The 14,016-nt window shown below is 43.3% G+C and carries 12 protein-coding genes; 3 read left to right on the forward strand and 9 right to left on the reverse strand.

The genetic code is table 11. From position 1 onward, the window contains the following. Window positions 1-387 precede the first annotated feature (387 nt). From ACJJI4_RS09880 to ACJJI4_RS09910, 7 genes are all read right to left on the reverse strand, one after another. Entirely contained in the window at window positions 388-1,281 is an 894-nt protein-coding gene (locus tag ACJJI4_RS09880; RefSeq protein ID WP_444927937.1) for a hypothetical protein, read from the reverse strand. A gap of 312 nt (window positions 1,282-1,593) precedes the next feature. Further along, window positions 1,594-3,393, reverse strand: a complete 1,800-nt coding sequence (locus ACJJI4_RS09885) for a DUF3592 domain-containing protein (RefSeq protein WP_444927938.1) — start codon at window positions 3,391-3,393, stop codon at window positions 1,594-1,596. A gap of 11 nt (window positions 3,394-3,404) precedes the next feature. Then, the gene (locus tag ACJJI4_RS09890; protein ID WP_444927939.1) at window positions 3,405-3,929 is read right to left on the reverse strand and encodes a hypothetical protein; all 525 of its coding nucleotides are present in this window, start codon (window positions 3,927-3,929) and stop codon (window positions 3,405-3,407) included. A 62-nt stretch (window positions 3,930-3,991) separates the two neighbouring features. Next, window positions 3,992-5,245: a DUF3592 domain-containing protein gene (locus ACJJI4_RS09895; RefSeq protein WP_444927940.1), complete on the reverse strand. Its 1,254-nt coding sequence runs from the start codon at window positions 5,243-5,245 to the stop codon at window positions 3,992-3,994. Between the two features lie 263 nt (window positions 5,246-5,508). Next, window positions 5,509-6,939 carry an aldehyde dehydrogenase family protein gene (locus ACJJI4_RS09900; RefSeq protein WP_444927941.1) on the reverse strand — a complete coding sequence of 477 codons (1,431 nt, stop codon included), beginning with the start codon at window positions 6,937-6,939 and terminating at the stop codon, window positions 5,509-5,511. Between the two features lie 253 nt (window positions 6,940-7,192). Next, window positions 7,193-8,902 (reverse strand): alkaline phosphatase D family protein, encoded by a 1,710-nt coding sequence (locus ACJJI4_RS09905; protein ID WP_413662096.1) that lies wholly within the window; start codon window positions 8,900-8,902, stop codon window positions 7,193-7,195. A gap of 214 nt (window positions 8,903-9,116) precedes the next feature. Then, on the reverse strand, window positions 9,117-9,683 hold the full coding sequence (locus tag ACJJI4_RS09910; RefSeq protein ID WP_444927942.1) for a DUF1993 domain-containing protein: 567 nt from the start codon (window positions 9,681-9,683) through the stop codon (window positions 9,117-9,119). Between the two features lie 148 nt (window positions 9,684-9,831). Here ACJJI4_RS09910 and ACJJI4_RS09915 point away from each other — a divergent pair, with 148 nt between their 5' ends. After that, window positions 9,832-10,293, forward strand: a complete 462-nt coding sequence (locus tag ACJJI4_RS09915; RefSeq protein ID WP_444908188.1) for an allophanate hydrolase-related protein — start codon at window positions 9,832-9,834, stop codon at window positions 10,291-10,293. A gap of 34 nt (window positions 10,294-10,327) precedes the next feature. After that, a complete protein-coding gene (locus ACJJI4_RS09920; protein ID WP_444927943.1) occupies window positions 10,328-10,720 on the forward strand; it encodes an allophanate hydrolase-related protein in 393 nt (130 codons plus the stop codon). Between the two features lie 59 nt (window positions 10,721-10,779). Here the strand turns inward: ACJJI4_RS09920 and ACJJI4_RS09925 are convergent, their stop codons facing one another. After that, window positions 10,780-11,667, reverse strand: a complete 888-nt coding sequence (locus tag ACJJI4_RS09925; protein ID WP_444927944.1) for an SMP-30/gluconolactonase/LRE family protein — start codon at window positions 11,665-11,667, stop codon at window positions 10,780-10,782. 74 nt (window positions 11,668-11,741) lie between these two features. Then, on the reverse strand, window positions 11,742-12,587 hold the full coding sequence (locus ACJJI4_RS09930) for an alpha/beta hydrolase family protein (RefSeq protein WP_444927945.1): 846 nt from the start codon (window positions 12,585-12,587) through the stop codon (window positions 11,742-11,744). 548 nt (window positions 12,588-13,135) lie between these two features. Here ACJJI4_RS09930 and ACJJI4_RS09935 point away from each other — a divergent pair. Then, window positions 13,136-14,008, forward strand: coding sequence for a glycosyltransferase family 2 protein (locus ACJJI4_RS09935; RefSeq protein WP_444927946.1), 873 nt, complete (start codon window positions 13,136-13,138; stop codon window positions 14,006-14,008). The last annotated feature ends 8 nt before the right edge of the window (window positions 14,009-14,016 follow it).

A 14,016-nucleotide genomic window follows, 5' to 3' on the forward strand; every position in this document is an offset into this window, starting at 1 on the left:
TGAAGCGGCCCTACCGAGTTCTATCAGTCTGCCAGGCCTTTTTCAATACATCGTAGATCCGGCACTATATCGAATCTCTCTTGATTATTTTGCAACCCTAAAGACTCGTACAAAGTTCTAACTTATATCATCCTTCGCATTTCGTGTAAGTATACTTGCTCGAAATGCACCCCGATCAACAACAGTCAAACTAGAGCGCTGGAGAATTCACTAAAATCAGAACGGTCTTCAGAGCTACTTAGCCAAAATGAGTTACTGTAGCTCAACCACCAGATTCAAGGCACTTGGCTACAAGCAATCTTGAAACCGTAACTCAATTTACATAATAACCGTAGAATTACTATCAAGCCTATTCCAAGCAAATAAGCCCATGAGGAAATCATTCGGTTACTGCAAAATCATTCCCATATTATTGCTTCCTGATTGAAAAGCTGAAGCAGTATTACCTGAGGTAGCTTGATCAATCTCATGGAGATTTGAGAGCCCAATTTGTGTTTGGCTAGCGCTATTGAATGAACTTGTTTGATCGATAAAAGCCAAATTAAGCGTACCCATTTGGCTGCTAGTGGCACTACTGAAATCTGCCATGTCCTGGTCAATCCCAACTCTATTCTGAACTCCTGATTGGAATACAGCAGCAGTATTATTACTTGAATTATTCAATGTCAGAACTTCACTTTCATTGACATCTCCAATTTGATTAACGAAAACAGTATTAAAATCTCCCGTGAACTGTACCGTCACCGAGTCATTCGAGTTTCCAGTTTGCAATGTAGTGGCGGTATTCAATGAACTATCTGAGTGAGAACTGGCGGCAAAGTTAGAGTCACCTACTTGTACTACTGTAATGGTGTCACTGACTGATGCCGTTTGACCACCGCTAAAGCCATTAGAATCTCCACTTTGCTGAATAAGTGTAATGCTAAACTGAGAATCAATTTGCTGCATATCAACATCATTCATACTGCCTTGCTGGACTGCTGTAATCTGTGTGGAATCACTATTCTGCTGCAGTAAAGTCAATGCAGTATTTGAGGTCCCTGTCTGAGAGTGGATAACAATTGCGCTCTGAGTCCCAGCTGTCTGTATAGGAGCAGACTGATTAAAGTCTCCATTCTGCGTAATTTCAATCAGGCTATTCATTGTTGCTGGGTCACTTTGATTCGGGGTGGCAAGGTTACCCATGCCTATTTGGGTGACTACGGTGACATTACTATCAGCAATAGCTGAACCGCAAACTATCATTGTGATTGCACTAGCAAGAGGAGAAAACGCTTTCATATCATCTTCCAGGGAGGTGGAAATCATCATTAAGGTTTTTTAGGGAACCACCGGCAATTATTGGCGCCACGCACAGAAAACGACTCCTGCCATGACGTCCAGTTATTGCCATCAGAATGCATCACCACTTCCAAGCAATTATTACTGCTCTTGAAAGCCCGGGAAAATACTGGGTGACCTCTATAGTCTTGACCAAGCTCCTTATTTCAGCATTGAGAATAAATTCTCAAATGAGAAGCGCAGTTTTAAGGACTCATTACAGCTAAAATCGGAGGGGTATATAGTAAGCAGGATACCCGCAGAGAGATGAGTTCAGGCCTCAAGTTTTCTTTTATGCTCAAGAGAGAGGAGCTCAAGCTCACTGATTGACTTTAGATTAGTTAAATCTTCAATTCGCTCAAGCAGCAGATTAGCCACCTGCTCTCCCAGCAAGTCTGATATTATTTTCACTTTATTCCCGTTATCAACAACAAGGTAAAAATCAAAGTACTCCTTTTTCCTGTCGTCCCTACCTTTATAACCGGTATATTTTTTCATATAGACGCCAACTATCTTTGACTTCTCGAATACCTTTTGTTCATGCTTCGCCCACATCCAAGAGAAAAGGCAAGTAATCTTACTTTCTCCTATATATGTTTGATAGAATCTGACCGTCCTTTTTAATGCAGAATTAATAGGAAGTAACCCAGCTATCGCAAAGATAGCAGCGAAAATAAATGGTACGTGGGTAAATACTAATACCAATCCAACAGCAGACACGATCAGCCCACCAACGAACTGAATTACGGTGGGTACCGTGGTGAAAATTTTCTGCCGGATCTGGTAACCGGTATCTAACCTTTCGATCGATACAAGTTTTTTCAGATCTTCAGAGTAGTCCAACTTCTCTCGCCCAAGTGGGACTTTAACCAAAACCTCAGAACTAAACACATCAGCCTCTTGAACCTCATAGCCCTCACTGAAAATTGGAACTTCGTAGGTTCGATTAAACCAAGTTCCTGACATGCCGCCCTTGACCTTAAGCCGCCACCAATCTCCAATATACCCCTCAATTATTGACTGGGGTAAGTCATCTGCGATTTGAATTGCAAAATAGACTCTTGAACAATTATCGACCAACTCTAGATGACCTATCCCCCCAGCTTCCCAGTTGACAGAATTCTGAAGATTAGTGTTTTCACCCAAACCACTCTCATATGTGTTTACTTGTTGAAGTGAAAACTGAAAGTTGTGTTTGCTAGCATCAATTTCGCTCGGAAACTGCAAGTATCCAGAAAGAGTACGTCCCAGGATACCGGGAAATGGAACTAGCACCAAAGGCACTCTCCCATATCGAAGCTGCTGTATATTACTCTTAAGAGGGCGATAAAGCGCAATCAATAGAGATGTTGAAAAAAACAACGCCATTATTATTTCAAGATCGTATACCCCTCTAGTTAGCTTATCAATGGCAACATATATGCAAGTAATAACCGGAGCGCTCAGGAGCATGAACAATAGCCACATAAACAATTGACTTCTATGCTCTATCGATAAAATCCCGCTCTTCCTCCATTCTTCTTTAAACAGGAAATCAATTGATTCCAGGTCGATATCGGCATCTCTTTTTCGCGTTACTGAAGCACCCATAACCATGAGTGCGAAAATCATTACGGGCAAGCAAAAGAAGATCAAGGGTAGTACTTGCATCCATCTCAAGTTTCGATCAATCACGGCTTCAGATGGATTTTTGGGGTTATACCACCCCTCAACTAGAAGACCTCTCTCTTTGGCATTGTTCAATCTATGGTAAATATGTATCTGGTATTGCCCAAGGCTCTCAAAACGATCATTGATACCCACTCGATTGTTCCAGTAAGCCTTATCATCTACTATGAATTCATATGCTGAGAAAGTTCGATAACTTACTGAACCTCCATTTCCCCAACTCTCTGCCAATTCAACTTCGAGTATCTCTGCTGACATTGACTTCCAACTATGCATCTTAAGCAAATCCCGGACAGGACCAACAACTTCATAGAGAAATGCCGCAAAAGCAAAGCTAAAGAATATCCCTGCGATGCTAAATAAGTAAGGGTTGAAAGAAAAATAGAACCTACTAAACTTACTCATATTTCCGCCTGCTAACCTTTCTCTAATGAATCAAGCCTACTAGGGCTCTTTTTAGCTTGGCGCGCTCGCCGCCCAATTATTAGGCTCACTCTTTTTCGTAATTGTTCAACTACTCCAAAACCAGGAATAAAATCTGCGATCAAAATATCCCGTCCACACTCACTTTTGGCAAATAGGTTGTAGTATTTTCGAGCCTGGCCTCCTACATAAATTGTGTATCCAGTACTTTTAGTCACTAACTCATTAACTGAGTTACGCCGTACCTGCTCAATATCTCGGAGAATGCCAAAGCGAATATTTTTTCGAATCAAATAGTCTCGCGTGATGTGTACCTCCTTCATCGAAAATATTGTCGGAATCGCCAAAGCAAAGATCAAGAATGCAACCCCAAATGCAAAAAGATAAAACTCAGCTTTTATAATGGAAATCACACTGGCAATGATTACAATAAGGAGAGACGCCCCCATCATCCACAAACAAAAATCATAAAGAATTGGCCTTTGCCTTATTATTGTTGTAGCTCCACATATTTCCATTTCAACTCTCCTTGACAGTTCTCCAGAAAAATTCTTAACTGGCTCACCCACAGGCACGGTAATTAGCGTTTTGCCAGCATTACTTGCACTCTATCTCTTCCGAAATTTCTGTCTTGCTCTTTTTCAGTAGTTTTAGCTTTCGTTGAAAGGCTTCCTTTAAACACTGGGAGCTCATACCGTCTTTCAAAGTGATCCCCAGGTATCTCTCCACTAACATTTAAGAACCAATATTCCCCATCTCCACAGTAGACATCTGTATTGGATTCAGGCAAGTCATCAGGAGCATTGAAACTAAAATATATGCGAGTTCCTAATTTAGTAACCTTCAGCTTGCCGAAAGTAACTGCTTCCCAGTTTACAAACTCCCTTTTATTATTGCTATTAGCCGTACGCTTTGTAACAATTTTGGATTGCTTTAGCAATATACGTATAGATTTATCTCTTATTGCTAGCAGTGGAGGAAATTGAATATATCCAGATACTTTTCCACCTATCTGGCCAGGGAAAGGTGTAATAGTAACGAAGACATCTCCAATCGACTTGAATCTAAGCCAACTACTAACTGACTTGAACATCACATAGAAACCAACCATCCCAATTACTATAAAGAACAGGCCACTATAAGCTCTATTTAGTATAAGCATCATCCCCACATAGCCAAAAATCACACCCAATAAAGCTGCTAGCGTGCCTCCCAAAAGCTGCCCTCTTATATCTTTTTTGGTTTCTGACTGTATCCCTTCAGGTTTCCACTTACTTTTTGCTAACCATGGTGTTCTTCTGACCACATCGGGGCTCTTTTCCTGCTCTCGAAAAATATAGGCCAGATAAACGACAAACCCTATAAAAATAAACACAAAACATACCAATCCAGGAATAATTATCTCCGACCACCGTATGTTTTTGTCTAGCACTGAATCATATGGATCTCTTGGGTTATACCAGCCGCTAAATATGCTCCCCTGCTTTATATGTTTCTGGAGCAATCTATACATAGTTGTATGATAGCTAGCAAGCTCGGTATCGTTTGGCTTTGAGTGTATATCGACCCGATTATTCCAATAGGTCTTTCCATTTATAGAGTACTCATAGCTAGCTACAACCTGTTTCTGTGTACCATCTTCACTCTCGTAAATTTCCATATCAACGTCAAGCAGTTGAGCATCCATTGGATACCAATTTAACATTCTGACATTATCAAATATTGGCGAAAGCACCCAAGGATATAGAAAACTGATAAATACAACTTGATAAAAAGTGAAAAACAGTAGGGATCTTGGTGTTATCTTAGCTTTCTTCTTAAGCTGATCTTCCATGAATAAAAACCTTGTACAACTTTAATTATTATCAGAACCAGTAGACTCCATCACCATGAAGACTTCTAAGAAACTTAGCAAATTGAGAAATAATAAACAGGGGGGCAAAAGAGGAAAGAAAACATATATAGCGTACCAATTACTGCGTTAAATTAAATTGATAGATCTACAATATCACAATCGGTATATACCAGAAATAAGATTTAGTTTTTCATTCCACTCTGCAATTAAATGACTCGATTAAAAAGGAAAGCTCTAAATCCCTACCCTGGAGTTCGCACCACCATCAGCCTCTCCTCGGTCATATCCGCAATAGCCCAACGTACCCCCTCCCGACCAAGACCCGAATCCTTAACACCACCATAGGGCATATTATCTACCCGCCAGCTGGGTACATCACCAATAACCACACCACCCACCTCCAAGGTATCCCAGGCTTGCTGGGATTTGTAAAGGTCACGAGTGAATATGCCAGCCTGCAGACCAAAGGCACTGTCATTCACCTTGTCTAAAACATCATCAAAGCTATCGAAAGGCTCCAGAATTGCAACTGGACCAAATGCCTCCTGCTGCACAATGGAGCAGTCATGGGGCACGTTTTCCAATAGCGTTGGATCAAGCATGGCGCCATCTCGTGTGCCTCCACAAAGCAGGGTTCCCCCTGCTTGAACCCCCTCTTCCACCCAGGAATGCAAGCGGGTAGCCTCTCCCTCAGAAATCATTGGGCCAATAAATGTATCTTCTGATCGAGGATCGCCTTTCTTAAGCTTTTTGGTACGCTCAACCAGACGTCGCTTCAGGTCTTCATATAGACTGCAATGTCCATAGATCCTCTGGACGCCGATACAGCTTTGACCCGACTGATAAAAGGCACCAAAAATTAACCTCTCTACAGCATCATCAAGATCTGTATCTCTATCGATAACACAGGCTGCATTACCCCCCAACTCCAAAACCACTTTCTTTCGTCCCGCCCTGGCCTTTAGGTCCCAGCCCACAGCAGGTGAGCCAGTAAAGCTCAGCAGCTTAAATCGGTCATCCACTGTAAACAGCTCTGCTCCCTCTCTATGGCAGGGCAATACAGAGAAAGCGCCCTTCGGTAACTGAGTCTCCGCAAGGACTTCAGCGATAATCAATGCCCCAATAGGTGTCCGGCTTGCAGGTTTCAGTACAAAGGGACATCCAGCCGCGATGGCAGGTGCCACCTTGTGAGCGGCAAGGTTCAAAGGGAAATTGAACGGCGATATAAATGAGCATGCGCCCACCGGCACTCGTCTGATATATCCGCGATAACCCCGTGAGCGCTTGGATATCTCAAGATTGATAATCTCGCCATTGATACGCACTGCCTCTTCAGCAGCCACATGAAATGTATCGATTAAACGCAGTACCTCGCCCCGTGAATCATGAATTGGCTTACCAGCTTCAATACACAGCGCTTCGGCCAGCTCTTCAAACCTTTCACGAAAACGTACAACACAATGCTGTAAAACTTCCTGGCGGTTGTAAGACGGCAAATTAGCCATCGGTTTTTCTGCCAAAAGCGCCCAGTCGATGGCACTGTCAATAACCTTGGCATCAGCCATTGCAACCCGGGTAGCTAGTTTCCCTGAATACTTGTCAGTAACTTCCAGATCGGTGTTGGCATGCACTGCTTCATTGGCCAGGTAGTAAGGGTAAGATTCTTGCAGCAAAGTAATATCCTTTTACTTGATGTCTTGATCTATCAAGAGCGCCCCAACGCCAGATACAGCATTGTGCCCATCGTCGGGTATAGATGACCCGCAGGCATATATCAAATGCGTGTTCATTGGCTTATTAGTTTTGCTACCGGGGAAGGACTTTCTTACTCGTACAAGCTAGATATGATGAAGAAGGGATAGAAATAGTGGAGTCTTGTGAAGTTGGGGGCAAGCGCCCCACAACTTCATATTGACTGGGAACCAGCTACTTTTCGGTTAACCACATGCCAACAGGCTCATAATTAAACTTCTTATATACCGCTTTTTCGGTATCCGGGTTATCACTCTTCTTATCGATGTTGTATACGGTCCAGTTTAATTCATTGACATTGAATTCGATCACTGCATATCCATAGATATTACTAACAAAATCTTTGATATGTGGGTTATTGACCTGAACCCCGCCATTTAGCAGTGATGTAAACACACTGCCAACATCAATACCTTTCTCAATCGTATCGTTCATATTGGGAGAAGATATGGAAGGGGTCATCAGTTCAACGCCGACAAGGTTGTCGTAGTCCCAATTGCTAATTTTGCTGAAATCAACTTTCAGGTATGAAGCGATACTGGAATGGAGGTCCCCTGTCAGCACTACAAAGTTATCGACATTGCTGTCCTTAACAGATGACAGGATTTTTTCCCGCTCCCACTGGTAACCATCCCAGGCATCGTAATTAGCGTACACAAGCGAACGCCCCAGGATAGTACCAGCCAATTGTGCCAGCAAAGTCTGGTTCCCCCACACTTTCCAGCGGGCACTGGAGTTAACAACTCCATCAATCAGCCAATCCCTCTGAGTCTTACCCAGCATGGTTTGGGTATCTTCTTCATAATCTGTGCACCAATAGTTTTCCCAAGCTGTACCATCCTTGCACGGCTCCTTGGTTCTATAGGTGCGGCTATCTGTCATATACAGATCAACCAAGTCACCGAACTGGAAAGAACGATAAATCTGTAAGTAGTCAAAAGCGTGGCTTGCGGATTCATCGACTTTTACCCGCGCTGGAACATATTCGATCCAGGCCTGCTGAGCATCGCGACGCAACTGGCGCAGCTGGTCAGGGTTGTTATCGCCGGTCTGGTAGGGATGAGATGGCACACCTAGAGTATCCCGCTCGTAATCCCAGTAAGCATTGTCTGCAGTTTCATGATCATCCCAGGTGATGATAAATGAGTGCATTTCCATCGCTCGCTGCAGGTTCTTGTCCTTGCGATACTCTCTGTAAATATGACGATAGTCCTCAAGGTCCATCGCAACAGAGCCGCCAGAAGGCAGAGAGAGCGAATGCACTATCGAGCTTTCAAAGCCTTCGTACTGGGCATATTCATAGATAAAGTCACCCAAATGCAGTACGCAATGTACATCTTCGTCCGCGATATGATTGTAGGCGTTGTAATAACCGGTGGTGTAATCCTGACAGGTAACCACAGCCATCTTTAGATTCTCTAGGCTACCGGTAGGCAGTGTGTGACAACGCCCAACGCGGCTACTGACAGTCCCGTATTTGAAGCGGTAATAGTAACGTTGGTCAGAAGATAAGTAGCCTTCCAGGTCGATGTTAACGGTGTAATCACGGTCTGCAGTGATATCACTAGCATTAATCTCAGCACTTAGAATTGGCTGGGTAAATTCCTCATCCAGCGCGACATCTACATACAAAGACTGACCCGCGATATAAGAATCAGGGTTAATATGCGTCCAAAGGACCACTCCAGTTTGACTGGGATCTCCCGAGGCTACTGATAAATCAAAAACAATTCCGTCGTTATCAATTTGATCAGCAAATGTGGTGCCGCCCAGTACAAAACGTGCATAGGTTTCGCTATCAGTGTCCGCGAGAGAACGGACCGTAAAGGGGGTCAAAAGTGCAACACCCATGGCCTGGACAAAGGTTCGGCGGGAGATGGTCATATATAAACTTCCTGTTATCGTACGTATGAAGAATCGGAAAGGGAGCGGATTCTATAGAAGAACGTACCAACAAAGAAGTTTGACTTTTTATCTAGTAATCTCTTTCTCCGTCGAAATTAACACTTATGGAGTTAATACACAAAAGTCAGATGGGGAAAAGCAAAGTCCCCCTCTCCATCAGCTATGAACTTGAAAAACTTAGCTTTGTTAACCATTAGCAATCTGAAATCATCTCTGGTCTGAGATAAGCAAAAGCGTGCTGTACATAGTCGGCTTTTCCTAAGGAAACACCTTGAGCTCTCAAGATTGCATAGGCCGTGTTGATATGGAAATAAAATTGAGGTAGCGCCCAGTCCCTGGCATATTGCTCATTAGTCATATCGAAAGTCATCCCATTCGGGAGCTTAATCGTCACAGGCTCATCCACTGCTACCATCACTGTTTCTGGCGTAACGCTTTTTAAAAATGCCAGTGCCTCTCGAATTCGCTCTTGAGCTTCGGAAATGGACCCGGGGTTTTCACCAGCTCCCTGCCCTTCACGAGCCAACTGCTCCAGAAAATCTGGAAGCGCACGCCTCCCCAATCGAAATATTGCCTCTTGCGCCTGTAAGCAACTAAACCGCACTTGGGATGATAAAGGAAACATATCTGGAGCAAGCCTCGCTTTAAGGAGGGCTTCAGACTCATCTTCTGGAAATTCTGTTTTTGCCTTTTCCAACCAACTAGAAAGGGCTTCCAATAGTTGTATATATGTAGGTAATAACAAATCTGTCAGGTTCATAATATGTTTCCACTGGTTTTTATTGATAAACGACAAAATATATCTCTGGTAGCATTCTAAAATAATAAGGGAGGCACAAGCATAATTTAGTGTCTTCTTGCCTCCATATCTAAGCTAAATTCATAAGGCGCCAACTCGAGATAAATAAATGCTCAGGATACTCAGATATATTGCTGCTAGTTTAATGGTATTGGTGTCACTAGCGAATGCTGAATCTATTGACGTCGCAGTTAATGGCACGCTAATGCGTGGATTCGCCCTCGAAAAACATATGCTTAAAAACCATGCCACTTTTGTACGAGAGGCTAAAACGGCGTCGATCTATCGCATGTGGTCAATTGGAGACAAATACCCCGCAATGGAAAGAGTTCTCAACGGCGGCACATGGATTACACTGGAGATCTGGTCGATTCCGCAAGCCAACTTGGTCAATCTATTAGAGGAGGAGGCCAAAGGGTTAGTTTTAGGTAAAGTTGCTTTAGCGGATGGAACACAAGTATTAGGCATACTGGGTGAAAACTATATTGTCCAAAACCAGAAAGATATATCCAAGTGGCATGGCTGGCGAGCTTATGCGGAGAGTATGAGTAGTAATAAAACCGGTCAGTAGCACTAATATCAAATATTTGATTTAGACAATCGAAATGAGTACACATACAGAAGTCGCAGTAAATGGACCATTGATGCGTGGCCTGGCGTTAGATAAAAACTTAATACAAAACAATGCAACATTTGTCAGGGAGGCTAAAACAGAAGCCATTTACCGGATGTGGGCAATCAAAGGCGAATATCCTTCGATGCAGAGAGTGCGCACAGGTGGAACATGGTTCAACGTTGAAATTTGGTCCTTACCCAAGGCCAACTTAATTGAAGTGCTTAATTTAGAAGCGGCGGGACTAACTTTGGGTAAAGTAGTCTTAGAAAATGGCGGGCAAGTTTTAGGGATATTAGGAGAAAACTATTTGACTCAGCAACAAGAAGATATTTCCCAATTTCATGGATGGCGCAACTATATACAACAGAAATCTAAAAACTGACGTTGAAGCTGCTTTTATTTGACCCTAAACAATATCATTAGGTAGACAATCCACTCAGTCTATATCTTTGGGCGGTATAGCTGCCTACCACGGCACGGTATTCCTACCCACTCTAAGCACCCTGCATCCAGAATCGTTACTACCGCCCCACCTCTCGAGTCTTCGCAAAAGGCTATATTCGTGGGTCGCTTACCACAGGTGGGTATACGTTCGGCCACCCTTCCCCCACCATCAAGAACGGTCATGTCACCTTGACCAAAAACTGCACAATATAATCGCCCGTCACTACCGAAAGCCATCCCATCTGGCCCGACAAATCCCTCTGGCGCCCCAACAACCACATTGCCGAAAAGCTCCCGTTTGGGGTGCGTTAACGAAGCGAGATCGTAGCGGTAGATATTGCCGCTAATAGTCTCCCCTACATACAGCTGGCCCCGATCATCAATGGCAATACCGTTGGGAAAACGCAATCCGGAATCAAGCTGTCGCAACACATCTCCATTGCGAGGATCTATCTCTAATACCTGTCCATCGTAGCGACAAGATCGGCAATCAGCTCGAATCACCTGCCCCTGAACAAAAATATCCGGGTCAATCCCGGAGTCTGTTATGTAAAGTAAGCCATTTTCACCAAAAACCAGATCATTGGGCCATAAGTAGGGCTGATCTTCTGGTCCGTCATAAGATTCGATAAGATCCCCATTTAGCCCCATGCGAACAAGCTGCTTACCCCCTCCATCTGCAATCCATAAATTGTCATACCCATCGATTGCCATGCCATTAGGACGCCGAGCAGGATAGCCTATTTGTTGATATTGACCCTGCAAGTCAATACGGCTTATACAGTGCCGTCCAGATGCCATTTCAGTGACATAAATGCGGCCATCAGGCAGACAGACGGGCCCTTCTGGTTCTTGTAAGCCTCTACACAGTACTTGTCTTTCCATGCTAACGACCACAGACTCGAGTTGCTTAAAAAGGCATCATTTGTGATACGAGGACGTATCAACGCCAGGAGGGACTAGTCCAGCCAACCTAATACGTTCCGCCAAAGACTCTCCTTGAACTCCTTTCGGAAAAAACCAAAGTGGCCTATTGATGTATTTCCAATAGAGCTGGTTTGAATAACCTCAATATCTGTATTTGCATTAGAGTAAAAATCTCGCAATGCACAGACAGCCTTCTCTGGTGCAAAGTCCTTATCGTCATCTATTAGCAGGAACTTCATATCACACTGCAAGCGCTCGAATCCCTCACGAATCGGCAGACCATGCTGATCGACAACGTAATCCTTATGTCGAGCCCAGTAAGCCCATTCACGAGCTATTCCTGCAGGTAGGTTCTCTCCCCCCCAAAGTACTCCAGGCACCCACCCCAAAACATTCGATAGCAAAGGAAATGCGCAGTACCATCCAAACAACAGCTTTGGCTGATACCTTGCATCCCAGTGCCCCCAATAACCGCTCTGAGAAGAAACACAATACACACTCGCAAATCGGGTGTTATTTGATGCAAGACCTACAATTTGACCACCGACACTATGGCAAATGCAGTGCCACTCCAAGCTTTTAGCTCGTTTGCTACACCAGTCAATCACTGCCGCCAAATCTCTCTCCCCCCAGGCTCTTAAGGTCAGCCGTTTGTCCCTTTGACTCTCGATAGCGGACTTTCCGATACCTCGGTAATCATAAGTAAGAACCAAATAGCCATTCCGGGCTAAGAAACAAGCAAAATCCCGATAGTAGCTCTGCTTAACCGCCATAGCAGAATTAATAATGATGCCGGCTTTGGGCACCTCACTCGGCGAGAATAGCCTTCCACCAAGCACTATCCCATCGTTAGTGGGGATTTGCTGAGCCTCAATCATTTACTCAAAGGTTCCCCCGTGTAATTCAACACAAACTATTGGGTAAGTTAAAATTCCACCCAATACTTCCGGTCTATCGCATGAGATGTAATTAACAAGCTGATCCCTAACAGGTATTTCCTCCTTCCAAGAGCAATAAATTGACCTGAATATTCACTTCTCGACATTTACCACCCCCTAAAGACTAGAGCAAGTTAAAAGCCTTAATTATATCGCCCTATATAATGAGATTCGATGTTCCAGTTTATGAATTGAAAGGAGGTAGCTTTACCAAGAAGTCAAATAACATGGCAGACTATTTCTCTAGCTTTCCACTACCTCACCTGCAAATGTCCAAGTGAGCTGCACAAAGATATATCCTGCCAATAACCCTCATATTCACTATCAAAAGTGCTAAAACCTCTAAGTACTCTAAAATGCAAGGATCAGGTTTGATAGCCGATCAATCCAGTCGCCAAGTTAAAGGGATTCGATTTATCGCTTACCTTATATTCCACCTGATTCACTTAAAATGATTTTGAGCTATAGACAACAGGAAGTTTAGGTGCATGTCCGATCGATTCAGTATTATTATGCCATGCTACAATGATTCTGACCTTCTGTATAACCTATTACAAGGCTACACTTTACAAACCTATCCAAAGGAAAATTTTGAAATCATTATTGTCGATAACAACTCAAAAGATCCCAACATCCTGTCATGTTACAACCAGTTTAAGAACCACCTTACTTTAACTTTACTATTCAGACCTCAATTACCAGACCCATTCGCACTAAACTCGGCGCGAAACTTAGGTGTAAAAATTGCTAGACACGGGTGGTGTATATTTACAGATAGTGACTGTATCCCCGCCCCGAACTATCTGGCAGAGATCCAAAAAATAATCAATGATTATGGGCCTAGCATCTGTATGACCGGGATAAGGGAGTTTATTCACTCTAAAGATATTGTCCCAGCAGAAATGGACAGCGACGGCAAGTACCTTGACGCATGCCCTAGATTTAATAGCCCATCAAATTATGGACTCAGTAAAGATAGGCGCCTAGGGAAAATAGAGCAATTACCGAATACAGAACACCCCTGGGGGCACTTTTATGGATGTAATATGGTATTTAAAAGGCAGGATGTCATTAAAGTTGGTTTTTTTGATGAAAAATACGACGGAACTTGGGGTTACGATGACATAGACCTGGCTTATCGAGTTATCAATGAGCTCAAAGTACAGCCAATTTTTATGAAAGAAGCCATTGTCTACCACCAGGACAACATAAAGTTAACAGAGACAATCAATGGCAAGAAGAACAAAATTAAAGATTTGAGCAACCCAAACTATCAATATATCTGCAAGAGGATTTCCGGTTATTATGAGTTTAGTAATCGCGAATTCAAACGATTTGGGCTAACAACTACTGCAAGCTAGCAATTGAC

This window comes from Microbulbifer maximicatervae (SeqCode) (genome assembly GCF_052467305.1).

Excerpts from the sequence above, each read along its gene's own strand:
- ACJJI4_RS09880 (WP_444927937.1), bottom strand. The coding sequence starts at position 1,281 with ATGAAAGCGTTTTCTCCTCTTGCTAGTGCAATCACAATGATAGTTTGC.
- ACJJI4_RS09885 (WP_444927938.1), bottom strand. The coding sequence starts at position 3,393 with ATGAGTAAGTTTAGTAGGTTCTATTTTTCTTTCAACCCTTACTTATTT.
- ACJJI4_RS09890 (WP_444927939.1), bottom strand. The coding sequence starts at position 3,929 with ATGGAAATATGTGGAGCTACAACAATAATAAGGCAAAGGCCAATTCTT.
- ACJJI4_RS09895 (WP_444927940.1), bottom strand. The coding sequence starts at position 5,245 with ATGGAAGATCAGCTTAAGAAGAAAGCTAAGATAACACCAAGATCCCTA.
- ACJJI4_RS09905 (WP_413662096.1), bottom strand. The coding sequence starts at position 8,902 with ATGACCATCTCCCGCCGAACCTTTGTCCAGGCCATGGGTGTTGCACTT.
- ACJJI4_RS09910 (WP_444927942.1), bottom strand. The coding sequence starts at position 9,683 with ATGAACCTGACAGATTTGTTATTACCTACATATATACAACTATTGGAA.
- ACJJI4_RS09915 (WP_444908188.1), top strand. The coding sequence starts at position 9,832 with ATGCTCAGGATACTCAGATATATTGCTGCTAGTTTAATGGTATTGGTG.
- ACJJI4_RS09920 (WP_444927943.1), top strand. The coding sequence starts at position 10,328 with ATGAGTACACATACAGAAGTCGCAGTAAATGGACCATTGATGCGTGGC.
- ACJJI4_RS09925 (WP_444927944.1), bottom strand. The coding sequence starts at position 11,667 with ATGGAAAGACAAGTACTGTGTAGAGGCTTACAAGAACCAGAAGGGCCC.
- ACJJI4_RS09930 (WP_444927945.1), bottom strand. The coding sequence starts at position 12,587 with ATGATTGAGGCTCAGCAAATCCCCACTAACGATGGGATAGTGCTTGGT.
- ACJJI4_RS09935 (WP_444927946.1), top strand. The coding sequence starts at position 13,136 with ATGTCCGATCGATTCAGTATTATTATGCCATGCTACAATGATTCTGAC.